Below are 21,543 nucleotides of genomic sequence, written 5' to 3' on the forward strand. Positions count from 1 at the left end.
CGCAGACCCGACTATATACCTAAGTTAGGTATCCAAAGGAGTGGCATGAGCGCCCAGGAGCCGCACGCGGCAGACCGCGACGACCCTGAAGGCGGTTCCGACGCGGCGTTCGACCTCGTGGCCGAGATGCTCCCGCGCATGGCTCAGCTCAGCAACACGCTCAACAAGGGGCGGCTGCCCGAGCACGCCATGGAGACCGCCGGACTCGCCCTGGAGCGGCCGTCGATGTCCGTCCTGGTCACCCTGCACATGGCCGGGACCCCGCTGCGCATCGGCGAGATCGCGGCGCGCATGCAGGTGGTCGGGCCGCACGTCACGCGGCAGGTCAACGGGCTGGAGAAGCGCGGCCTGGTCCGCCGCGTCACCGACCCCGAGGACCAGCGCGCCCGGCTCATCGAGCCGACGCCGGAAGGCGCGGCGGGCGCCGAACGCTACATGCGGACCATCCTCGGCTGGTTCGGCGGAGCGCTGGCCGACTGGCCCGACCGGGACCGGCGGGAGCTGGGACGGCTGCTGGGGCGGCTCGTGGACGACTTCACCCGTCATCTGTCGACGCTGGACGCGGAGTAGGCGCGCCGCCGGGGGACCCTGCGGGCTTGCGGTCGTCGCTGCGGCAGCTTCTGCCGGCGGGACGGCATCGAGGCGTACCACCCGGCCCGCCCGGCCCGACCTCGCCGAGGACACCCGGAGAAACACTTCGGCCCCCAGGACGAATCCTGGGGGCCGAAGCTACAGCTGGACGCTGCGGGGGTGGAACCACCGATCCCTGAAGGGGATCAGAAGTCCATGTCACCGCCCGGCATGCCACCCGGGGCGGCCGCGCCGGCCTTCTCGGGCTTGTCGGCGATGACGGCCTCGGTGGTGAGGAAGAGCGCGGCGATGGAGGCGGCGTTCTGCAGAGCGGAGCGCGTGACCTTCGCCGGGTCGAGAATGCCCTCGGCGATCATGTCGACGTACTCGCCGGTCGCGGCGTTGAGGCCGTGACCGATCGGCAGGTTGCGGACCTTCTCCACGACGACGCCACCCTCGAGACCACCGTTGACGGCGATCTGCTTGAGCGGGGCCTCGAGCGCGAGCTTGACGGCGTTGGCGCCGGTGGCCTCGTCGCCCGTCAGGTCGAGCTTCTCGAAGACGGCGGACGCCTGGAGCAGAGCCACGCCACCACCGGCGACGATGCCCTCCTCGACGGCGGCCTTGGCGTTGCGCACCGCGTCCTCGATGCGGTGCTTGCGCTCCTTGAGCTCGACCTCGGTGGCGGCACCGGCCTTGATGACGGCCACGCCGCCGGCCAGCTTCGCCAGACGCTCCTGGAGCTTCTCGCGGTCGTAGTCCGAGTCGGAGTTCTCGATCTCGGCACGGATCTGGTTGACGCGACCCTGGACCTGGTCGCTCTCACCGGCGCCGTCGACGATCGTCGTCTCGTCCTTGGTGATGACGACCTTGCGCGCGGAGCCCAGCAGGTCGAGACCCGCGTTCTCCAGCTTGAGGCCGACCTCCTCGGAGATGACGGTGCCACCGGTGAGGATGGCGATGTCACCGAGCATGGCCTTGCGGCGGTCGCCGAAGCCCGGGGCCTTCACGGCGACGGACTTGAAGGTGCCACGGATCTTGTTGACGACCAGGGTCGACAGGGCCTCGCCCTCGACGTCCTCGGCGATGATCAGCAGCGGCTTGCCCGACTGCATGACCTTCTCCAACAGCGGAAGGAGGTCCTTCACGTTGGAGATCTTCGAGTTGACGATGAGGATGTACGGGTCGTCGAAGGACGTCTCCATACGCTCCATGTCGGTCGCGAAGTACGCCGAGATGTAGCCCTTGTCGAAGCGCATACCCTCGGTGAGCTCCAGCTCCAGACCGAAGGTCTGGGACTCCTCGACGGTGATGACGCCTTCCTTGCCGACCTTGTCCATCGCCTCGGCGATCTTGGCGCCGATCTCGGTGTCGGCGGCGGAGATGGAGGCGGTCGAAGCGATCTGCTCCTTGGTCTCCACGTCCTTGGCCTGCTCCAGCAGAGCGGCGGAGACGGCCTCGACGGCCTTCTCGATGCCCCGCTTGAGGGCCATCGGGTTGGCACCGGCGGCGACGTTGCGCAGACCCTCGCGGACGAGTGCCTGGGCGAGAACGGTGGCGGTGGTCGTACCGTCGCCGGCGACGTCGTCCGTCTTCTTGGCGACCTCCTTGACCAGCTCCGCACCGATCTTCTCGTACGGGTCCTCGAGCTCGATCTCCTTGGCGATGGAAACACCATCGTTGGTGATCGTGGGCGCGCCCCACTTCTTCTCGAGGACGACGTTACGGCCCTTGGGGCCGAGGGTGACCTTGACGGCGTCGGCGAGCTGGTTCATCCCGCGCTCGAGACCGCGCCGTGCCTCCTCGTCGAACGCGATGATCTTGGCCATGTGAAGTGGTCCTCCCGGACAGGGGTGGATTGCTCCGGACCGAGAGGCGCCCGCGACGGACGGCCTGCGTGCCCGGCGGTTCCTTGCCCCGCCGCGCCTGCGGGCCTCACCGGCCCGGTCCAAGTTTCTGTCACTCTCACCTGGAGAGTGCTAACGCCAATGATTAGCACTCGACCCCTGCGAGTGCAAGCGTCCTCCTCGTCCTGGGGACAAGCTCCGGACACGCCGCGGGCGACCCGCAGCCGGTCTCCGGACAGCCTCCGGGCCCCAAGAGGCCCTCCCCGGCCCGCGAAACGCGAACGCACGCAGGGCCCGCCCCCCTGACGGGGGACGGGCCCTGCGTGCGTGAGAAGTGTCGTTGCCGACCGCGTCCGATCTCAGCCCACGGCGAGCTTGACCATGTCCGCCTGCGGCCCCTTCTGGCCCTGCGAGATCTCGAATTCAACTCGCTGACCCTCTTCGAGGGTGCGGTACCCGTCCATCTGGATCGCGCTGTAGTGGACGAAAACATCCGCACCACCGTCGACCGCGATGAAGCCGTACCCCTTCTCCGCGTTGAACCACTTGACGGTGCCCTGAGCCATGCCTAACTCCCCTATTTCTGGCCCCTGCACAGGACCGCACTTCGCGGACCCGGGTCAGAACTCACCCTCCGACAGGAGAGGGTGCGTGCGCCGGAACGCGTCGACCGCGGCCGAATGTATCTGCCCAACTGCCCTCTGCAACAGGTCAATCGGACGAGAATTCTGGGCGCGGCGGAACGCCCGAACATGAGGATTTGTTGAGAATTTTGGGCAAGTCGGGCCAGACAAAGGCCACTTAAGGCACAGAGGGCTTCCGGACTTTGGCTGCTTCTTGTCGCGCGGCGGCGCGATCTCGCACCCGCCCGGCACGGGCGGCGGAGGGGGCTTCCCCAACTGTACCGCGCTCAATCCTACGGAATTGCCCCCTCCGCGTCGTACGCGAAGGGGGCAACGGTGCGCTGCGGAGCGGCTGTCGGGGTCCCGCCGCGCGGCGGGTCCCGGGACCGGCCGTCGGGTCAGCAGCCGCCGGCGACGGCGGGGATGATCGAGACGCCGGCGCCGTCCGGCGTGGCGGCCTGGAGGCCGCCCTCGAAGCGGACGTCGTCGTCGTTGACGTACACGTTGACGAAGCGGCGCAGCTTGCCCTGGTCGTCCAGGACGCGCGCGGCGATGCCCGGGTGGTCCTTCTCCAGGGACTCGATGACCTCGGAGAGGACGGTGCCCTCGGCCGAGACCTCGGCCTGGCCGCCGGTGTACGTGCGCAGGATGGTGGGGATGCGGACCTTGACGCTCATGGGGATTGCCTTCCTCGGTTCTGGGGTGGTCAGTGGGCCGCGAGGCCCGCGTCGCGGAACGCGTCCAGGCTCGGGCGGATGGTCGCCGTCAGGCCGGTCGTCGGAGAGACGGCGTCCAGGGTCTTCAGGCCGTCGCCGGTGTTCAGGACGACGGTGGTCAGGGTCGGGTCGAGCAGACCGGCCTCGATCAGCTTCCGCGTCACACCGACGGTCACGCCGCCCGCGGTCTCCGCGAAGATGCCCTCGGTGCGGGCGAGCAGCTTGATCGCGTCGACGACCTGCTCGTCGTCGACGTCCTCCACCGCGCCGCCGGTGCGGCGGGCGATGTCCAGGACGTACGGGCCGTCGGCCGGGTTGCCGATCGCGAGCGACTTGGCGATCGTGTTCGGCTTCTGCGGGCGGACCACGTCGTGGCCGGCCTTGAAGGCGGTGGAGACCGGGGAGCAGCCCTCGGCCTGGGCGCCGAAGATCTTGTACGGCTTGTCCTCGACGAGGCCGAGCTTGATCAGCTCCTGGAGCCCCTTGTCGATCTTGGTGAGCTGGGAGCCGGACGCGATCGGGATGACCAGCTGGTCCGGGAGCTGCCAGCCGAGCTGCTCGCAGATCTCGTACGCGAGCGTCTTCGAGCCCTCGCCGTAGTACGGGCGGAGGTTGACGTTGACGAAGCCCCAGCCCTCGCCCAGCGGGTCGCCGATGAGCTCGGAACAGAAGCGGTTCACGTCGTCGTAGTTGCCGTCGATGCCGACGAGCTCGCCGCCGTACACCGCGGCCATGACGACCTTGCCCTCTTCCAGGTCGTGCGGGATGAACACGCAGGAGCGGAAGCCGGCCCGCGCGGCGGCGGCGCCGACCGCGCCGGCGAGGTTGCCGGTGGAGGAGCAGGAGAGGGTGGTGTATCCGAAGGCGCGGGCGGCCTCGACGGCGATCGCGACGACGCGGTCCTTGAAGGAGTGCGTCGGGTTGCCGGAGTCGTCCTTGACGTACAGGGCGCCGGTGACGCCCAGCTCGCGGGCGAGGTTGTCGGCCTTGACCAGCTTGGTGAAGCCGGGGTTCATGTTGGGCTTGTCGGCGACGTCGGCGGGCACCGGCAGCAGCGGCGCGTAGCGCCAGATGTTGTCCGGGCCGGCCTCGATGCGCTTCTTCAGCTCTTCCGGGGAGCCGCTCGGCAGGTCGTACGCCACTTCGAGCGGCCCGAAACAGGACGCACAGGCGAAAATGGGACCGAGTTCGAAGCGTTCACCGCACTCGCGACAGGAAAGCGCGGTGGCGGGACCGAGGTCCACGGACGTGCCGGAATTCGCTGCAACGGTCTGAACAGCCATGATGGCGGAGGCCCTTTCTCCTCATCTTCCTTGCGACGCATTTCGCCACAAGACGGAATTGGCACCTTCCCCACCGTGGCCTCGCGGCCGGCGGGAGGGTTGCCGGGACTTCAACGGGCCGTTCCCTCAGTCCCTCTGGATGAGCGCTATGGCACTGGACCGTTCGATCCAGGCGTTTGTCCGCCTCTGACCCCGAGATGCGAAGGCAGTGAGCGTTGTTCAAGACTGTAACCGAAGCACCAGACGGTTGAGGTAGTCGTCCGAACCGCGAGATGGATCACATACAGGGAGTATCGCCCGTGCTGGAAGAGGTCGACAGCTGGCTGAACCGTCGTTCCTGGACGGCCTCCGACCGCCCCCTGGACCGTCTGCTGGCCGCCAGGAGCCGGAACCCGCGGGGCTCCTCCGTGAGCGTCGTGCTGCCCGCGCTGAACGAGGAGGCGACGGTCGGCGACATCGTCCGGACCATCCGCCGCGAGCTGATGGAGAAGGTCCCGCTCGTCGACGAACTCGTGGTGATCGACTCCGGCTCCACCGACGCCACCTCCGCCGTCGCCCGCGCGGCCGGAGCCCGGGTGGTGCACCGCGACGAGATCCTCCCCCGGCTACCGGCCGTCCCCGGCAAGGGCGAGGTGCTCTGGCGGTCGCTCTTCGTGACCGGCGGCGAGATCGTCTGCTTCGTCGACGCCGACCTCAAGGACTTCTCCGCCGATTTCGTCTCCGGCATCGTCGGCCCGCTGCTCACCGACCCCGGCGTCCAGTTCGTCAAGGCGATGTACGACCGGCCGCTGGAAACGACGGACGGCCACGTCCCCGCCGGTCCCCCCGCGCAGGGCGGCCGCGTCACCGAACTGGTCGCCCGCCCGCTGCTCAATCTGCACTGGCCGAAACTGGCCGGCTTCGTCCAGCCGCTGGGCGGCGAGTACGCGGTACGGCGCCGGCTCCTGGAACAGCTGGCGTTCCCCGTCGGATACGGCGTGGAGCTGGGGCTCCTCGTGGACGCGCTGCACACCGTGGGGCTCGACGCCCTGGCCCAGGTGGACGTCGGGGTCCGCCGCCACCGCCACCAGGACGGGCAGGCGCTGGGACGGATGGCCGCCGCGATCTACCGGACCGCGCAGCTGCGGCTCTCCCTAGGGCATCTGGTGCGCCCGGTGCTCACCCAGTTCGAACGCGACGAGGACGGTTTCCGGCCACGTACCTACGCCGTGGACACCGAGGAACGGCCGCCGGTCCGGGAGATCCCCGAGTACACGGCGAGACACGCCGCCTGACCCGGCCCGGCCTCTCGTCGGGCACCCGGCAGGAGGCGCCGCCCGATCCGGTCCGGCCTCGAACACGTTTGGGGGGTTACGTATCGGGCTAGGTTCCGCTACATGGTCTCCGAGCACGCCGCCCAGGTCCTCGTCGCGTCCAACCGCGGCCCCGTGTCGTACACGCTGAACGAAGACGGTTCCCTCGACGCACGCCGGGGCGGAGGCGGGCTCGTCTCCGGGCTGAGCGCCGTCGACGACAAGGTGTGGGTCTGCGCCGCGCTCGGCGACGGCGACCGCGAGGCGGTCCGGCGCGGGGTCGGCGAAGAGGGCGTCCGGATGCTCGACATCGACGCCTCCGTGCACGCCGACGCGTACAACGGCATCGCCAACTCCGTCCTCTGGTTCGTCCACCACCTGCTCTACCAGACCCCCGTCGACCCGGTCTTCGACGACGAGTTCCGGCGCCAGTGGGCCGCGTACGAGACGTACAACCGGGCCTTCGCCGAGGCGCTGGCCGAGGAGGCGGGCGAGGGCGCCGCCGTGCTGGTGCAGGACTACCACCTCGCGCTGGTCCCCGGGATGCTCCGCGAGCTCCGCGCCGACCTGCGCATCGGCCACTTCTCGCACACCCCGTGGGCGCCGGTGGACTACTTCCGGCTGCTCCCCGACGACATCGGCGAACAACTGCTGCGCGGCATCCTCGGCGCCGACCGGGCGGCCTTCCTCACCCGCCGCTGGGCCGACGCGTTCATCGGCTGCTGCACCGAGATCCTCGGCGGCACCAGCGGCACCCGCATCGGCGTGCACGGGCTCGGCGCGGACGGCGACTTCCTGCTCGCCCGCTCGCACGAGCCGGACGTGGACGAGCGGATGGCCGCGCTCCGCGAGCAGATCGGCGGCGACGGCAGCCGGAAGACGATCGTCCGGGTCGACCGGACCGAGCTGTCCAAGAACATCGTGCGCGGGCTGCACGCCTACCGCACCCTCCTCGACAACCACCCCGAGTGGCGCGAACGCGTCGTCCACGTCGCCTTCGCCTACCCCTCCCGCCAGGACCTCGCGGTCTACCGCGAGTACACGACGGCCGTCCAGGACCTGGCCGACGAGATCAACAAGACGTACGGCACCGACACCTGGACCCCGGTCGTCCTGCACGTGAAGGACGACTTCGCCCGCTCGCTGGCCGCCTACCGGCTGGCCGACGTGGCACTGGTGAACCCCATCCGGGACGGCATGAACCTGGTCGCCAAGGAGGTCCCGGTCGTCTCCGACCACGGGGTCGCCCTGGTGCTCTCCCGCGAGGCCGGGGCGTACGAGGAGCTGGGCGCCGACGCGCTGGTGGTGAACCCGTACGACGTGAGCGCCACGGCCGAGGCCCTGCACGAGGCGCTGACCATGGACGAGACGGAGCGCGCCGAGCGGTCGGCGCGGCTCGCGGAGGCCGCGACCGCGCTGCCGCCGCAGGCGTGGTTCCTCCAGCAGCTGGAGGCGCTGCGGGAGGGGTGAGGGACCGCGCTCCCCCGACGGCCGGGTTCTTCCGGGGGGCTCAGATGTTTTCGGGTCGCCCGGATGTTTTCGGGTCGCCCGGATGTTTTCGGGTCGCCCGGGTTCTTCCGGGGCGCTCAGATGTTTTCGGCCACGGCCGCCAGCAGCGCCGCGACCTGTTCCGGGCCCTGCACGATCAGGTCGGCGCGGGAGGCCAGCTCGGGCACCTCGGTGCCGCCGCTGCACACCAGCAGCCCCGGCACCCGGTCCGGACCGCCCGAACGCAGCTTCTCCACGGCCGCGAAGGCCGCGATGTCGCCGAGGTCGTCGCCCGCGTAGAGCAGCGACCCGGCCCCCACCTCGGCCGCGTACTCGGTGAGCGCGACGCCCTTGTCGACCCCCGGCGGGCGCAGCTCCAGGACCTGGCGGCCCGGCTCGACGATCAGCCCGTGCCGCGCGGCGAGCCGGCCGAGGGGCTCGCGCAGCAGCTCGAAGGCGGCCTGCGGGTCGGCGGCGCGGCGGGTGTGGACGGCGACGGCCTGCCCCTTCTCCTCCACCCAGGCGCCCTTCAGCACCTCGGGCCCGTCGAGCAGGGCGGGCAGCTCCGCGCGGACGGCGGCGAGACCGGGGTGCGGCGGCGGGGCGGCCACCTCGCCGGAGGCGGCGTCCCAGCGCTCGGCGCCGTAATGGCCGAGAACTACCAGGTGCTCCAGGCCGGGGACCCCCGCGAACCCGCCGTGCGCGACCGCGACGGCGGCCGGACGGCCGGTGATCACGACCACGGAGGCGATCTTCGGCGCGAGCGCGGCGAGCGCCGGCAGCACGTCGGCGTGGGCCCGGGCCTGCTCGGGGTCGGGCACGATGTCGGCGAGGGTGCCGTCGAAGTCGAGCGCCACCACCGCCCGGCCCGGACGGGCCAGCAGTGCGGCGAGCCCTTCGCGGCCCGCTTCGGTGGTCGGAGTCGGCACGTGGTCCAGGTGGCTGCCCATGCTCCGACAGTAGCGGGGGACCGGCGGGCCTGCCGAGACCGCACCCCGCACGCCCGCGTGAGGCCCGGCCCCCGCCCCGTAGGCTCGGAGGGAGGGTGCGTGGGACAGCAGCAAGGAGCACGAGCATGGACGACCCCATCCAGCAGGTCGAGTACGAGCAGATGCTGCTCAGCCGCCACATCTTCCTGCGCACCGCCAACGGGCGGCGCAAGGACGACGTGCTGGAGCGGAGTGCCTACGTCCTGCTCAGCCGCATCCGCGTACAGGGGCCGATGTCCATCAAGGAGCTGAGCGACGCCTTCGGCCTCGACTCGTCCACCCTCAACCGGCAGACCGCCGCCGCGATGCAGGCCGGACTGGTGGAGCGCATCCCGGACCCGTCGGGGGGCATGGCCCGCAAGTTCCGGATCACGCCGGAGGGCGCGCAGCGGCTCGACGTGGAGCGCGAGAAGAACGCGAGCGGTCTCGGGCTCGTGCTGGAGAAGTGGTCCGCGGAGGACGTGGAGCGGTTCGCCGCCTACCTCAAGCGGTTCAACACCGACATCGAGCGGCTCTCGGGACGGCCCTGGCCCCGTCCGTAGGACGTGCGCCCCGGGGTCCGCCGTACGTGCACGCCCGCACGCCGTACGACGTGCGCCCGCCCGCACGGTCGCTGTGCGGGTCGCTCGTGCGGGTGAGCCGGGGGCTCGGCACCGTTGCGGCGCCTGGTCTCAGCGCCGGTTCCGCTTGGCGTCCCGTACGCGGCGCAGGCGGTTGACCGTGACGGGGTCCTCCTCCAGGGCGCGGCGGTCCTCGATGAGGGCGTTCACCAGCTGGTAGTACCGGACCGGCGAGAGACCCAGCTCCTCGCGGATGGCACGTTCCTTCGCACCGGGACCCGCCCAGGGCCGCCGCTCCAGAGCGAGCAGCGCGCGGTCGCGGTCGGAGAGCGCGCCGGTCCCGGCCGCGTCCCCGCCCGTCCCGTCGGTGCGCGCGTTCCCGTCGGTGCGCGCGTTCCCGTCGGTCCGCGCGCTCCCGTCGGCGCCGGTCGCGTCGGGTCCCGGGGCGCCGGGGGTTCCGTTTCCGTGCTCGGGGGCGGTCATGCCGACCAACCTAACGCGCGCCCCGGACAGTGCCACCGGCGCGCCCCCGCCTCCTGCGGACTTTTGTATGCACACGATACAAAGCGGAATAGTGGACTAGACCTTTTGAGTTCGGCGGGCGAAACTGTCCCCCGTGAGACATGTCATCGCCCTCGATGTGGGCGGCACGGGAATGAAGGCCGCGCTGGTCGGGGCCGACGGCACCCTCCTGCACGAGGAACGACGAGCCACCGGACGGGAGCGCGGCCCGGAGGCGGTGGTCGAGACCATCCTCGGGTTCGCCGCCGACCTGCGCGCGTACGGGGAGCAGCACTTCGGTGAGGCCGCGGTGGCCGCCGGGGTGGCCGTTCCGGGCATCATCGACGCCGAGCGGGGCATCGCGGTCTACGCCGCCAACCTCGGCTGGCGCGACCTGCCCCTGCGCGACCTGCTCGGCGAACGGCTCGGCTCCATCCCCGTCGCGCTCGGCCACGACGTCCGTACCGGCGGGCTGGCCGAGGGCCGCAGCGGGGCCGGACGTGGCGCAGACCGCTTCCTCTTCGTCGCCCTCGGCACCGGCATAGCCGGGGCCATCGGCATCGACGGGGTCATCGAGGCCGGCGCGCACGGCAGCGCCGGGGAGATCGGGCACGTCGTGGTCCGGCCGGACGGCCCGGAGTGCGGCTGCGGTCAGCGCGGCTGCCTGGAGACGCTCGCCTCCGCCGCCGCCGTCACCCGCGCCTGGGCCGCCGCCTGCGGCGACCCTTCACAGGACGCGGCGGACTGCGCGCGGGCCGTCGACGCGGGCGATCCCACCGCCCTGCGCGTCTGGGCCGACGCCGTCGACGCACTGGCCGCCGGGCTGGTCACCGCGATCACCCTGCTGGACCCGCGCACGCTCATCATCGGTGGCGGTCTGGCCGAGGCGGGGGAAACCTTGTTCACACCGCTGCGTGCGGCCGTCGAGGAACGCATCACGTTCCAGACACTGCCCCACATCGTTCCGGCGACCCTCGGGGACACCGCCGGATGCCTGGGCGCGGGGCTGCTCGCCTGGGATCTACTCGCCACGGAGGTATCCGTCTGATGGCCGGACGCGCAGACAGCACAGTTCTCACCGGTGCCCGGGTCGTACGGCCCAGCGGCATCGAGGAGAACGGCCGGTTGGCCGTCGAGGGCACACGGATCGCCGACGAGGCCCCCGAGGACGCCAGGACCCTCGACCTGACCGGGCACTGGATCGTCCCCGGCTTCGTGGACATGCACAACCACGGCGGCGGCGGCGCGTCCTTCACCGCCGGTTCGGTGGACCAGGTACTGACCGGCGTACGGACGCACCGCGAGCACGGCACCACCACGGTCGTCGCCTCCACCGTGACCGACAGCCTGGACTTCCTCGGCCGCTGGGCCGGGGTCCTCTCCGAGCTGGCCGAACAGGGCGAGATCGCGGGCATCCACTTCGAGGGGCCGTTCATCTCGCCCTGCCGCAAGGGCGCGCACAGCGAGTCCCTCCTCCGCGCCCCCGACCCGGCCGCCGTCGGCGCCCTGCTGAAGGCCGCGCGCGGTACGGCGAAGATGATGACGCTCGCCACCGAACTGCCCGGCGGGCTCGACTCGGTACGGCTCCTCGCCGAACAGGGCGTCATCGCGGCGATCGGCCACACCGACGCCACCTACGAGCAGACCGTCGAGGCGATCGACGCGGGCGCCACCGTCGCGACCCACCTCTACAACGCGATGCCCGCCCTCGGCCACCGCGCCCCCGGCCCGATCGCGGCGCTGCTGGAGGACGAGCGGATCACCGTCGAGCTGATCAACGACGGCACCCATCTGCACCCGGCGGCCCTGGAGATGGCCTACCACCACGCGGGCGCCGCCCGGGTCGCCCTGATCACCGACGCGATGGACGCGGCCGGCTTCGGCGACGGCCAGTACCAGCTCGGCCCGCTCGCGGTCGAGGTCAAGGACGGCGTCGCCCGGCTGGTGGAGGGCGGCTCGATCGCCGGGTCCACGCTCACCCTGGACACCGCGTTCCGGCGGGCCGTGACCATCGACCGCATCCCGGTCGAGGACGTCGTCCGGTCCATCTCCGTCAACCCCGCCCGGCTCCTGGGGCTGTACGACCGGATCGGCTCGCTGGAGACCGGCAAGGACGCCGACCTGGTGGTACTGGACGAGGCGTTCGTCCTCAAGGGCGTCATGCGCAGGGGCGAGTGGATCGTCGAGCCCAAGGGGGCCTGAACGGGGTTCTGGACACGTGGGCTTGGGGGTCCGAAACCCCCAAGCCCATTTGTATGACCGGAAATCGCCCCTCGCGAAAGGGCATTGTCGCCACGGCTCCCGTGGGTCACGCTGTCCCCATGTTGATCAGGGAAGCCACCGAGGAGGACTGGCCCGCCATCTGGCCCTTCTTCCGCACGATCGTCGCCGCCGCCGAGACCTTCACCTACCCCGCCGACCTCGACCAGGACCAGGGCAGGGACTGGTGGTTGCTGACGCACCCGAGCCGCACGGTCGTCGCCGTGGACGACTCGGGGACGGTCCTCGGCACCGCGAAGATGAACCGCAACCACCAGGGCAACGGCTCGCACATCGCGAGCGCCAGCTACATGGTCGACCCGGCGCGCTCCGGACAGGGCGTGGGGCGGGCGCTGTGCGCGTACACCGTGGACTGGGCGCGCGAACAGGGTTACCGCGCCATGCAGTTCAACGCGGTGGTCGAGACGAACGTCCACGCGGTGAAGCTCTACGCGTCACTGGGGTTCGAGGTCATAGGCACCCTGCCGGAGGGCTTCCGGCATCCCAAGGACGGGTACGTCGGGCTGCACATCATGCACCTGCGACTCTGAGCGGGTCCGGGCCGATCCGAAGCGCGCCGATTCGAAACAGGCCGATCCGAAGCAGGCCGAACCGAACCGGGCCCGTGCGGCTCCTTCGCGTGCGCGGTGCCGGACGCCCCTTGCTCGCTCTCCGGACACCCTCTGGGCCCTTTGCCGTCCCTTTGGCATGATCGCGGGCATGACGCTCCCTCGGCACCGCACGTCCCGCCGCCGGAACGCCTCATTCCAGTACGCGGGACCGGCAAGCGGCCCGGCGAACGAGAGAGAAGGACCGGGGGGCGAGTCCAGGTGATCCTGACCGTCACGCTGAACACCGCACTCGACGTGACCTACACCGTCGCGGATCTCGTCCCGCACGGCCGCCACCGGGTGAGCGACGTGGTCGAGCGGCCCGGCGGCAAGGGCGTCAACGTCGCCCGGGTGCTCGCCGCGCTCGGACACCCCACGGTCGTCACGGGGTTCGCCGGAGGCCGCACCGGAGCGCTGGTGCGCGAACTGCTCGCCCCGCTGGGCCCCGAGGACGCGCTCGTCCCCGTCGCCGGCGGCACCCGCCGCACGGTGACCGTCGTCGAACGCTCCAGCGGGCGCACGACCCGGCTCGACGAACCCGGCCCCGAGGTCGGACCCGCCGAGTGGGCCGCCCTGCTGCACACGTACGAGCAACTGCTCGGCGGTGCCACGGCCGTGGCCCTCTGCGGCAGCCTGCCGCCGGGCATCCACGTCGGCGCCTACGCGCACCTCGTCCGCCGCGCACGCGCCGCCGGGATACCCGTGCTGCTGGACACCGGAGGAGAACCGCTGCGCCGGGGCATGGCCGCCCGACCCGACTTCGCGAAGCCGAACGCCGACGAACTCGCCCGCCTCACCGGCTCCCGGGAGCCCGTGCGCGCCGCCCGCGACGCCCGTCGCCGCGGTGCCCGCTCGGTGGTCGCCTCGCTCGGCGCGGACGGCCTGGTCGCCGCCACCGAGAAGGGGACCTGGCGCGCCGCGCCGCCGTCCGTCGTCCGGGGAAACCCGACGGGGGCGGGCGACTCGGCGGTGGCCGGGCTGCTGTCCGGGCTCGCCGAGGGGCTGGCCTGGCCGGAGCGGCTGGCCCGCGCGGTGGCGCTCTCCGCCGCGACCGTACTGGCCCCGGCGGCCGGGGAGTTCGACGCGGACGCCTACGCGGAGCTGCTGCCCCGCGTCACCGTGGAATCCCTCGCGCCGGTGCTCTGACCCACCGGCGCCACGGCTTCCCCGGGAGGGGTCCTTACTGCTGCTGCCCGGCCTTCAGCGAGAGCTGGTCCAGGTTGGCGTCGCAGAGGTCGCCGACCTCGCAGGAGAGCTTCAGGGTGTTGGAGCCCTTGGTGAGGTTGACGTAGGCGTAGGTGTTGGTCCACCCCTTCGCCGCGTCGCCCTCCGCCGCCTGCGCGTAGTTCTTCATGTTGATGGAGCGGGGCGCCTCGGTGTTGACCGTCAGGGTCGTCTTGGCGTCCTTGCCGGGCACCCCGTAGGTCACGTACAGGGTGTACGGGCCGGCCTTCGGCACGTCGACCGTCCAGGTGGCCGACCGGCCGACCTCGTTGAGGCTGATGTACTGGCCGCTGGCGCTCTTCGCGCCCGGGACGGTGTTGTCCAGGGTGGCCGTGCCACCGAGGGTGAGCGCCGCCGCGTCCTGCTTCGGCAGCTCGACCGGCTCGTCCGAGGTGGTGGGCTCGGGCGAGGCCGACTTCTCGGTGTCGTCGCTGGGTGCCACCGAGGACGAGGCCTGGTTCTTCTTGTCGTTCTTGTCGTTGCCGTCGCCCGTGGTCAGGGCGACGCCGATACCGATCAGCACCACCGCGACGACCACGATCGCCCCGGCGAGGATGGCCTTCGTGTTGGGGCCGCCACGGCCGCCGTTCCCGCCGTTCCCGCCATTGCCTCCGCGCCCGGAACCGCCGCCGTGCCCGACCGAACCGGACGCCGTCACGGCGGTGGCACCGCCGGGGTAGGTCTCGGGGGCCGCGTACTGGGCGGTGGGCCGACCGTAGGACTGCTGGCCGTAGGGCTGCTGTGGCTGGCCGTACTGCTGTGGGGGCTGGCCGTACTGCTGCGGGGGCTGCTGGCCGTACTGCTGCGGCGGGACCTGCCCGTACTGACGCTCACCGACGGCCCGCACCTGGTTGTAGGAGGTCCGGGGGACGCCGCGCTGCGCCGCCGGCCCGGGGTAGCCGTAGCCGCCACCGCCGGGCGGCTGGGCGCCCGCCGCCTGCCCGTCCTCGTACAGATAGCCGAACGGATCGTCGTCCTCGGGCTTGCTCTCGCCGTTGTTTCCGGCCGTCATCCCTGGGTCACTCCTCACCATGTCGCCAGCCGTCGCCGACCGGGCGAGCCTACCTCGTACGGAGCATCCGCCGAATGTGCGACGGTCTCCGCCCCCTGCCCGCCCTCAGTACGGGGCCGGCATCCGGGCCGGTGGATGAACGTCATCCGGCCCTGCGGTGAACCTTCGCCCGGGACCGCTTCTCGACGTACATCCGCTGGTCCGCCGAGGCCAGCACCTCTTCCACGCTCATCCCGCACTCCGCCCAGCCGATACCGAAGCTCGCACCGACCCGGACCGCCCTGCCGTCCACGCGGATGGGCGGGATGATCGCGTTCCGCAGGCGTACCGCCAGGTCGGCGGCGTCCGCCGCACCGAGCCCGTCCGCGAGCACGACGAATTCGTCACCCCCGAGGCGGGCGACGGTGTCCCCGTCCCGCACACAGGTGCTGAGGCGGCGGGCCACCTCGATCAGCACCGCGTCGCCCGTGGTGTGGCCGAAGCGGTCGTTGATGGACTTGAAGCCGTCGAGGTCGCAGAAGAGGACCGCGAGCCCCTTCGCGCCGTCGTCGCGCTCCGGGTCCGGCGCCACCGTGTGGACGTGGTGGTCGTAGGGGATGCCGCCGAGCCCCGGATCGAGGTCGTACCCGTGGCCCCGGGCCTCCACGTCCCCGTACGCGGCGTCCAGCGCCTCGATCGCGGTGGCCGCGGTGGCGTGCGGGCGCTCGCAGAGCCGCTCGCTGAGCCGGGACCGGAGCTCCGCGCTGTTGGGCAGTCCGGTGAGGGCGTCGTGCGAAGCGCGGTGCGCGAGGTTCAGTTCGTGCCGCTTGCGCTCCTCTATGTCCTCCACGTGCGTGAGGAGGAAGCGCGGCCCGTCCGTGGTGTCCGCCACGACCGAGTTGCGGAGCGAGACCCAGAGGTACGTACCGTCGCGCCGGCCGAGCCGCAGTTCGGCCCGCCCGCCCTCGGCGGACGTACGGAGCAGGGTGCCGATGTCCTCGGGGTGGACCAGATCGGCGAAGGAGTGGCGGCGCAGCACCGAGGCCGGGCGGCCCAGCAGCCGGCAGAGCGCGTCGTTGGTACGGAGCAGCCGCCCGTGCTGGTCGCCGCCCACCTCCGCGATGGCCATGCCGCTGGGTGCGTACTCGAAGGCCTGGCGGAAGGACTCCTCGCTGGCCCGCAGCGCCTGCTGCTCGCGTTCGAGACGGACCAGCGCCCGCTGCATGTTGGCGCGGAGCCGGGCGTTGCCTATCGCTATCGCGGCCTGCGAGGCGTACATCTGGAGGGCCTCGCGGCCCCAGGCTCCGGGGCGGCGGCCGTTGCCCGGGCGGTCCACGGAGAGCACCCCGAGCAGGTCCCGGCGGTCCCCCCGGTCCCGGCCGTTGCTCGTGTACATCGGGGCGTAGAGGCGGTCCAGCGGGTGCCACTCGTCCTCGAAGCGGGGTTCGGGGCCCTCGGTGTGCCACTGCGGCACGTCGTCGTCGAGGAGGACCCAGCCCTCGGTGTGCGGTATGAACCGCAGGTCCTCCCAGGCCTCCCCCATGGTCAGCCGGCGTTCCCAGGCGTCGCGGGAACCGGTGCGCCCGGTGATCAGCGCCTCCGCGGCGTTGTTGCCCGCGAAGGCGGCCACGACGAGCTCACCGTCCGGCTGGACGAGATTCACACAGCCCAGCGCGTAGCCGAGACCGGTGACGAGTCCGTCCGCCACGGTCTGCAGTGTGTCGGCAAGGCTGCGCGCCGAATTGAGATCAGCGACGGCCTGGTGCAGCTGCCGCATGGTCGCAAGACGGACGTAGGGCTCCGACTCGGCCTCCATTGCTCGCTCTCCCCGAGACCTCGACAGCAACTCCAGATGTCATATCGACGTACTTATCGCAGTGTCCTCGCCACTGAATCACAGTGAGCTGTGCAGTCGGTACACAGGGTCAACAAATCTCGCTCTCTGTGAGTCATGTCACAACAGAACGTGAAAGCGCGTCAGCTTGTTCCCCATGCTGTCCCATCCACTCCGGCGCACGCCCGGCGCACCCGCACAAGGGGTCGGCGTTCGCTGCTCGTACGCACCACCGGCGTGCACCCCCGACGCCTGCGGGCGCGCACGCGCGGGCTTCGAGCGCACCGCCGGTCCCGCCCATATGTGCGCTATGCGCCTTCTTGGCCCGGAGACCTAGGTCTCGACTGGTCCCCTGGCCCGATGCGGGCCCGCAGAGGCCGCGGCTAGCGTGCAGGTGTGCCGCAGACGAAGACCCTCACCCCGAGCCCCGACGCCGTCCCCCATGCTGAGGGGGTGAGCAACGACGAGTTCCGGGCCGCTCTCGCGCGGCTGGCCGCAGGCGTGGTGCTGGTCACCGCCGAGGAGCCGACCGACGACGAGGGCGAGCGCGGCGAAGAGGCCGGGATGACCGCGACGGCGTTCCTGTCCGTCTCGCTCGACCCGCCGCTGGTGCTGGTGAGCCTGCGCAACGACTCCCGCATGGACGACCTGCTGGCCGAGCAGCCGCTCTGGGCGGTCTCCGTCCTCGCGGCGGAGCAGCGGCAGATCGCGTCCCGGTTCTCGATGAAGGGCCGGATCAGCGACCGGCTGCTCTTCGCGGACGTCCCGCACACGCGCGGCGAGGTCTCCGGGGCGCCGCTGGTGAACGGCGCGCTGGCCACCCTGGAATGCCGGACCGAGCAGCGGGTCCCGGCGGGCGACCACACCCTGGTGATCGGCCGGGTGCTCACCGCGCACGTACCGACGACGGCGGACGGCGGCGAGCCGCTGCTCTACTTCAAGGGGAACTACCGGACGCTGGGCTGAGGGGGCCGGGGAGTCGGGGGCCGGGTCACCAGTCGCGGCCGGAGCGGCCCCGCTTGGTGTCGCTCCGCTGCTTCTTCTCCCGCAGGCGTCGTTCGTTGATGCCGCGCGGGATCTTGCGCTTCCGGCGGGGCGCGGGCGGCGGCGCCGTCGCCTCCGCGAGCAGCGCCGCGAGCCGCACGGCGGCCGTCTCGCGGTTGCGCCACTGGGAGCGGTGCTCGGAGGCGCGTACGGACACGACGCCGTCGGTCAGCCGGCCGGCCAGCCGTTCCAGCGCGCGCTCCTTCCAGACCTCGGGCAGCGCCTCGGTGGCGGCGAGGTCGAAGCGCAGCTCCACCTGGGTGTCGCTGGTGTTGACGTGCTGTCCCCCGGGCCCGGAGGACCGCGAGAAACGCCACATGAGCTCGGCCTCCGGCAGGGAGACCGCACCGCGGATGACATAGGGCCCGGACATGACACCCAGTCTCCCCGGCGCCCGGCCGGTCCGTCACCTTCTTTTGACGCACGCCGACGGCTCACGGGGCCGGGCGCGGTGCGGAGGGGATGTACCGGGACGAAAGTTCGGCAAAGAAAGTAAAGGGACCTGGAACCTCGTGGCCTCCTCCTCGCGTTATGACGGGTGACGGTAGCTTTCGTGATGGCACGAAGCCCGCACATGACGAGGAAAGGGACTTCCCATGGCAGTAAGCCTGTCCAAGGGCGGCAACGTCTCGCTCACCAAGGAGGCACCGGGCCTGACCGCCGTCACGGTCGGCCTCGGCTGGGACGTCCGCACCACCACCGGCACCGACTTCGACCTCGACGCCTCGGCGATCGCGGTGAACCCGACGGGCAAGGTCGTCTCCGACGGCCACTTCGTCTTCTTCAACAACAAGTCGACGCCGGACCAGACCATCGTCCACACCGGTGACAACGTCACGGGCCAGGGCGAGGGCGACGACGAGCAGATCAACGTCAACCTGGCGGGCCTGCCGGCCGACGTGGACAAGATCGTCTTCCCGGTCTCCATCTACGACGCCGAGTCCCGCAGCCAGAACTTCGGCCAGGTGCGGAACGCCTTCATCCGCATCATCAACCAGGCCGGCGGCACCGAGATCGCCCGTTACGACCTCAGCGAGGACGCCGCCACCGAGACCGCCATGGTCTTCGGCGAGCTCTACCGCAACGGCGCCGAGTGGAAGTTCCGCGCGGTCGGCCAGGGTTACGCCTCGGGTCTGCGCGGCATCGCGCAGGACTTCGGCGTCAACCTCTGACGCGACCCGCGCCCACACGCGCAGTAGGTAACACCACGCTCAGGGCCTCCCCCGCACACGCGGCGGAGGCCCTGAGCGGTTCGGGCCGGTCGGTGCTGTTCAGCCGATGCCGATGGCGCGGGCCGGTCAGCGCGCCGGGAGGTCCGGGTTCGCCGGGTCGGCCGGGCGCTCGTCGCCGTACAGCCAGACCGACCAGAGCCGGGACAGGTCCAGGCCCGTCGCCTTCTCCGCGTACGCCGTGAAGTCGGCCGTCGAGGCGTTGCCGTGCCGGTGGGCCCCGGTCCAGCCCTTGAGCAGCGCGAAGAACCTCTCGTCGTCGTCCACCGCGAGCCGCAGCCGGTGCACGACCATCGCGCCGCGCCCGTACACCGGCGGTTGCGAGACGTCGGCGGCGGTCGGCGGCCCGGCGGGTGGGAAGGCCCAGTTCGCGTCGTCGGCGTACGCCTCCTCGAAGCTCTCCCGGGCCGGTGTGTCCTCGTGGTCCTCGCTCCAGAGCCACTCCGCGTACGTCGCGAAGCCCTCGTTCAGCCACATGTCCCGCCAGGTGGCCGGGGTGACCGAATCGCCGAACCACTGGTGGGCCATCTCGTGGACGAGGAGCCCGGTGGTCGGCGGCCCGGGGTAGTACGGCCGGTTCTGCGTCTCCAGGGCGTACTCGGAGTCCTCCGCCCGGTCCACGATCGCGCCCGCCGAACGGAACGGGTACGGCCCGAACCGCTCCGCCTCCCAGTCCAGGATCTGCGGAATCCGGGCGAGTCCGGGCTCCGCCTCCGCCGCCACCTCGGGGTCCACCGCGGTGAAGACCGCGAGACCCTCGTCGGTGCGGGACTCCTTCGTGGCGAAACGTCCGATCGCGACCGTCGCGAGGTAGCTCGCCATGGGTTCGGTGGTGCGCCAGGTGTACGTGGTGCGGGCGGGGTCGCCCGTAGCGGCCTTGGTGGTGCGGCGGGAGGCGAGTTCACCGTTGGAGACGGCCGTCAGCCCTTCGGGGACGGTGACCGCGACGGTGTAGGTGGCCTTGTCGCTCGGATGGTGGTTGCCGGGGAACCAGGCCGGCCCACCCGCCGGTTCGCCGAGGGCGACGGCCCCGTCCGCCGTCCGCAGCCAGCCCTCGTGGGTGCCGTCCGCGTCCGTCAGGGTGCGGGGTACGCCGGAGTAGCGCACGACCGTCTCGAAGGTGCGGCCCTCGCGGAGGCGGTCGGCCACCTCCGCGTCGGGGCGGAGGACCAGTTCGCCGCCCGCCCGGTTCACGGCGGCGGGCCGCCCCTCGACGGTCGCCCCGGTGACGTCGAGCCCGACCAGGTCGAGGTGGAAGGCGCTCAGGTCCTGGGTCGCCCGGGCGGTGATCGTCGCCGTGCCCGTCAGGTGCCCGGCCTTACGGTCGACGGCGAGCCGGAGGTCGTAGTGGGTGACGTCGTAGCCGCCGTTGCCGAGCTTCGGGAAGTACGGATCGCGCACCCCGGCCGCGCCCGGCGTCCCGGCCACCCCGGCCCCCGCGCCGGTACAGGCCGAAGCGGTACAGCCGAGCACGGCACAGGCGAGCAGCAGGACACCGGCCCGGGCCGGGCGGCGGCGTGTGGGGGTTCGGCGAGGCGCGGGACCGCTCCGGTGTGCGGGACCACTCCGACGTGCGGGATTGCTCCGGTGCGCGGGGATGGGCGGATTCACGGCGCGATCCTATGTACCGGGCACGCAGTGCGCCCGCACCCTCGCGGGGCGCGGGGCGCGGGGCGCACGAGCCGTGATCAGCGGGTGAGGGCGGCGACTCCCGCGCGGGCGAACTTCTCGTCGAGGTCGCCGCTCGGGGCTCCGGCGACGCCGACCGCAGCGACGGGCGCGCCCTTGACCTGGACCGGGGCACCGCCTGCGAGGAAGAGGGTGCCGGGGATGTCCTTCAGCGTCGGGGCCTGGTCCAGGCGCTTCACCAGCTCGGAGGTGGGGGCGTTCCAGGAGACCGAGGTGTACGCCTTCTTCTCGGCGGACCCGGGGGACTGCGGCCCGGCGCCGTCGCCGCGCAGACTGACGATGGTGTTGCCGTCCCGGTCGACGACCGCGACCGAGACGCGCTGGTTCTCCTTCTGCGCGGCGTCGAGCACGGCCTGCGCGGCCTTCGTGGCGGCGGCGACGGTGAGGTGGCTCGTCTGCTGGAGGTTCCGGTTCGCGGTGTCGGCCGAGACGGCGACGGTGGCGGACGAGGGGGCCGAGGCGCTGGCGGAGACGGCGCCGAACGTGCCCGCGCCCAGGGCGGCGACGGCCACCGCACCGGTCAGGACCCGGGCCCGCAGCGAGAACCTGCGGCCGGCGGAGGCGGGGGACGAGGGGGCGGCGGGGGACGAGGGGGCGGCGGGGGGAGTGACGTTCATGGCGGGTTCCTCCGGATCGGGTGCGGCGCCCGGCCGGTCGGCGGTGGCGCTCCGGTATCGATGCTCCGGCCGGAACACGGCCCGTACCGTCGTCGTACCGGCTCGGCCTCCGGCGCGGTCCGGTGGACTCTTCTGTCGGCCGATCGGTTGATGCGGGCCCGGCCCGGCCGGGTCAC

Annotated in this window: 21 protein-coding genes and 1 riboswitch; of the genes, 10 read left to right on the forward strand and 11 right to left on the reverse strand. The window is 71.7% G+C overall.

Translation table 11 applies throughout. From position 1 onward, the window contains the following. Positions 1-45 precede the first annotated feature (45 nt). On the forward strand, positions 46-570 hold the full coding sequence (locus OG599_RS14880; protein WP_327176462.1) for a MarR family winged helix-turn-helix transcriptional regulator: 525 nt from the start codon (positions 46-48) through the stop codon (positions 568-570). A gap of 206 nt (positions 571-776) precedes the next feature. On the opposite strand, the gene groL is transcribed toward OG599_RS14880, so the two are convergent. The 4 genes from groL to thrC all read right to left on the reverse strand — a co-directional run bounded on the left by groL (position 777) and on the right by thrC (position 5,039). Then, complete coding sequence (gene groL / locus OG599_RS14885) at positions 777-2,399, reverse strand: chaperonin GroEL (protein WP_327176463.1); 1,623 nt, start codon at positions 2,397-2,399, stop codon at positions 777-779. Positions 2,400-2,776: 377 nt separating this feature from the next. Continuing rightward, positions 2,777-2,983 carry a cold-shock protein gene (locus tag OG599_RS14890; protein ID WP_003967346.1) on the reverse strand — a complete coding sequence of 69 codons (207 nt, stop codon included), beginning with the start codon at positions 2,981-2,983 and terminating at the stop codon, positions 2,777-2,779. Positions 2,984-3,438: 455 nt separating this feature from the next. Beyond that, positions 3,439-3,717 (reverse strand): MoaD/ThiS family protein, encoded by a 279-nt coding sequence (locus OG599_RS14895; RefSeq protein ID WP_266705881.1) that lies wholly within the window; start codon positions 3,715-3,717, stop codon positions 3,439-3,441. 29 nt (positions 3,718-3,746) lie between these two features. Beyond that, positions 3,747-5,039 carry a threonine synthase gene (gene thrC / locus OG599_RS14900; RefSeq protein WP_327176465.1) on the reverse strand — a complete coding sequence of 431 codons (1,293 nt, stop codon included), beginning with the start codon at positions 5,037-5,039 and terminating at the stop codon, positions 3,747-3,749. 18 nt (positions 5,040-5,057) lie between these two features. Continuing rightward, a riboswitch (SAM riboswitch) is annotated at positions 5,058-5,185 on the reverse strand. Between the two features lie 153 nt (positions 5,186-5,338). Here thrC and OG599_RS14905 point away from each other — a divergent pair. After that, positions 5,339-6,313 (forward strand): glucosyl-3-phosphoglycerate synthase, encoded by a 975-nt coding sequence (locus OG599_RS14905; RefSeq protein WP_327176466.1) that lies wholly within the window; start codon positions 5,339-5,341, stop codon positions 6,311-6,313. 102 nt (positions 6,314-6,415) lie between these two features. Beyond that, entirely contained in the window at positions 6,416-7,801 is a 1,386-nt protein-coding gene (locus tag OG599_RS14910) for an alpha,alpha-trehalose-phosphate synthase (UDP-forming) (RefSeq protein WP_327176467.1), read from the forward strand. 116 nt (positions 7,802-7,917) lie between these two features. Here OG599_RS14910 and otsB read toward each other — a convergent pair whose 3' ends face one another. Next, positions 7,918-8,769 carry a trehalose-phosphatase gene (gene otsB / locus OG599_RS14915; RefSeq protein ID WP_327176468.1) on the reverse strand — a complete coding sequence of 284 codons (852 nt, stop codon included), beginning with the start codon at positions 8,767-8,769 and terminating at the stop codon, positions 7,918-7,920. A gap of 125 nt (positions 8,770-8,894) precedes the next feature. On the opposite strand from otsB, the gene OG599_RS14920 reads away from it, so the two are divergent. Next, a complete protein-coding gene (locus OG599_RS14920) occupies positions 8,895-9,350 on the forward strand; it encodes a MarR family winged helix-turn-helix transcriptional regulator (RefSeq protein WP_327176469.1) in 456 nt (151 codons plus the stop codon). 129 nt (positions 9,351-9,479) lie between these two features. Here OG599_RS14920 and OG599_RS14925 read toward each other — a convergent pair whose 3' ends face one another. Further along, positions 9,480-9,851, reverse strand: coding sequence for a DUF3263 domain-containing protein (locus tag OG599_RS14925; RefSeq protein WP_327176470.1), 372 nt, complete (start codon positions 9,849-9,851; stop codon positions 9,480-9,482). A gap of 172 nt (positions 9,852-10,023) precedes the next feature. Between OG599_RS14925 and OG599_RS14930 the strand changes: the two genes are divergently transcribed. From OG599_RS14930 to OG599_RS14945, 4 genes are all read left to right on the forward strand, one after another. Next, the gene (locus tag OG599_RS14930; protein ID WP_442809677.1) at positions 10,024-10,917 is read left to right on the forward strand and encodes an ROK family protein; all 894 of its coding nucleotides are present in this window, start codon (positions 10,024-10,026) and stop codon (positions 10,915-10,917) included. Then, the gene (gene nagA / locus OG599_RS14935) at positions 10,917-12,071 is read left to right on the forward strand and encodes an N-acetylglucosamine-6-phosphate deacetylase (protein ID WP_327176472.1); all 1,155 of its coding nucleotides are present in this window, start codon (positions 10,917-10,919) and stop codon (positions 12,069-12,071) included. Before OG599_RS14930 ends, nagA begins: the two co-directional genes overlap by 1 nt. 119 nt (positions 12,072-12,190) lie before the next feature. Continuing rightward, positions 12,191-12,679: a GNAT family N-acetyltransferase gene (locus OG599_RS14940; protein WP_327176473.1), complete on the forward strand. Its 489-nt coding sequence runs from the start codon at positions 12,191-12,193 to the stop codon at positions 12,677-12,679. A gap of 279 nt (positions 12,680-12,958) precedes the next feature. Then, the gene (locus OG599_RS14945; RefSeq protein WP_327176474.1) at positions 12,959-13,885 is read left to right on the forward strand and encodes a 1-phosphofructokinase family hexose kinase; all 927 of its coding nucleotides are present in this window, start codon (positions 12,959-12,961) and stop codon (positions 13,883-13,885) included. Between the two features lie 34 nt (positions 13,886-13,919). On the opposite strand, the gene OG599_RS14950 is transcribed toward OG599_RS14945, so the two are convergent. After that, positions 13,920-14,975: a carbohydrate-binding protein gene (locus OG599_RS14950; protein WP_327176475.1), complete on the reverse strand. Its 1,056-nt coding sequence runs from the start codon at positions 14,973-14,975 to the stop codon at positions 13,920-13,922. Between the two features lie 142 nt (positions 14,976-15,117). Further along, a complete protein-coding gene (gene cdgB / locus OG599_RS14955; protein WP_327176476.1) occupies positions 15,118-16,770 on the reverse strand; it encodes a diguanylate cyclase CdgB in 1,653 nt (550 codons plus the stop codon). 471 nt (positions 16,771-17,241) lie between these two features. Between cdgB and OG599_RS14960 the strand changes: the two genes are divergently transcribed. Further along, positions 17,242-17,754, forward strand: coding sequence for a flavin reductase family protein (locus OG599_RS14960; protein ID WP_327180043.1), 513 nt, complete (start codon positions 17,242-17,244; stop codon positions 17,752-17,754). 25 nt (positions 17,755-17,779) lie between these two features. Here OG599_RS14960 and arfB read toward each other — a convergent pair whose 3' ends face one another. Next, on the reverse strand, positions 17,780-18,205 hold the full coding sequence (gene arfB / locus OG599_RS14965; RefSeq protein WP_442809432.1) for an alternative ribosome rescue aminoacyl-tRNA hydrolase ArfB: 426 nt from the start codon (positions 18,203-18,205) through the stop codon (positions 17,780-17,782). 223 nt (positions 18,206-18,428) lie between these two features. On the opposite strand from arfB, the gene OG599_RS14970 reads away from it, so the two are divergent. Next, the gene (locus tag OG599_RS14970; RefSeq protein WP_327176477.1) at positions 18,429-19,004 is read left to right on the forward strand and encodes a TerD family protein; all 576 of its coding nucleotides are present in this window, start codon (positions 18,429-18,431) and stop codon (positions 19,002-19,004) included. 126 nt (positions 19,005-19,130) lie between these two features. Here the strand turns inward: OG599_RS14970 and OG599_RS14975 are convergent, their stop codons facing one another. After that, on the reverse strand, positions 19,131-20,552 hold the full coding sequence (locus OG599_RS14975; RefSeq protein ID WP_327180045.1) for a M1 family metallopeptidase: 1,422 nt from the start codon (positions 20,550-20,552) through the stop codon (positions 19,131-19,133). Positions 20,553-20,749: 197 nt separating this feature from the next. Further along, on the reverse strand, positions 20,750-21,367 hold the full coding sequence (locus OG599_RS14980) for a GlcG/HbpS family heme-binding protein (RefSeq protein ID WP_327176478.1): 618 nt from the start codon (positions 21,365-21,367) through the stop codon (positions 20,750-20,752). Between the last annotated feature and the right edge of the window lie 176 nt (positions 21,368-21,543).

Origin of the sequence: Streptomyces sp. NBC_01335 (assembly GCF_035953295.1) — a bacterium.
GTDB lineage: Bacteria > Actinomycetota > Actinomycetes > Streptomycetales > Streptomycetaceae > Streptomyces.

Bases quoted from the DNA above. Each gene is read 5' to 3' on its own strand.
- OG599_RS14880 (WP_327176462.1), top strand. From the start codon at position 46: ATGAGCGCCCAGGAGCCGCACGCGGCAGACCGCGACGACCCTGAAGGC.
- groL (WP_327176463.1), bottom strand. From the start codon at position 2,399: ATGGCCAAGATCATCGCGTTCGACGAGGAGGCACGGCGCGGTCTCGAG.
- OG599_RS14890 (WP_003967346.1), bottom strand. From the start codon at position 2,983: ATGGCTCAGGGCACCGTCAAGTGGTTCAACGCGGAGAAGGGGTACGGC.
- OG599_RS14895 (WP_266705881.1), bottom strand. From the start codon at position 3,717: ATGAGCGTCAAGGTCCGCATCCCCACCATCCTGCGCACGTACACCGGC.
- thrC (WP_327176465.1), bottom strand. From the start codon at position 5,039: ATGGCTGTTCAGACCGTTGCAGCGAATTCCGGCACGTCCGTGGACCTC.
- OG599_RS14910 (WP_327176467.1), top strand. From the start codon at position 6,416: ATGGTCTCCGAGCACGCCGCCCAGGTCCTCGTCGCGTCCAACCGCGGC.
- otsB (WP_327176468.1), bottom strand. From the start codon at position 8,769: ATGGGCAGCCACCTGGACCACGTGCCGACTCCGACCACCGAAGCGGGC.
- OG599_RS14920 (WP_327176469.1), top strand. From the start codon at position 8,895: ATGGACGACCCCATCCAGCAGGTCGAGTACGAGCAGATGCTGCTCAGC.
- OG599_RS14925 (WP_327176470.1), bottom strand. From the start codon at position 9,851: ATGACCGCCCCCGAGCACGGAAACGGAACCCCCGGCGCCCCGGGACCC.
- OG599_RS14930 (WP_442809677.1), top strand. From the start codon at position 10,024: ATGAAGGCCGCGCTGGTCGGGGCCGACGGCACCCTCCTGCACGAGGAA.
- nagA (WP_327176472.1), top strand. From the start codon at position 10,917: ATGGCCGGACGCGCAGACAGCACAGTTCTCACCGGTGCCCGGGTCGTA.
- OG599_RS14940 (WP_327176473.1), top strand. From the start codon at position 12,191: ATGTTGATCAGGGAAGCCACCGAGGAGGACTGGCCCGCCATCTGGCCC.
- OG599_RS14950 (WP_327176475.1), bottom strand. From the start codon at position 14,975: ATGACGGCCGGAAACAACGGCGAGAGCAAGCCCGAGGACGACGATCCG.
- cdgB (WP_327176476.1), bottom strand. From the start codon at position 16,770: ATGGAGGCCGAGTCGGAGCCCTACGTCCGTCTTGCGACCATGCGGCAG.
- arfB (WP_442809432.1), bottom strand. From the start codon at position 18,205: ATGTCCGGGCCCTATGTCATCCGCGGTGCGGTCTCCCTGCCGGAGGCC.
- OG599_RS14970 (WP_327176477.1), top strand. From the start codon at position 18,429: ATGGCAGTAAGCCTGTCCAAGGGCGGCAACGTCTCGCTCACCAAGGAG.
- OG599_RS14980 (WP_327176478.1), bottom strand. From the start codon at position 21,367: ATGAACGTCACTCCCCCCGCCGCCCCCTCGTCCCCCGCCGCCCCCTCG.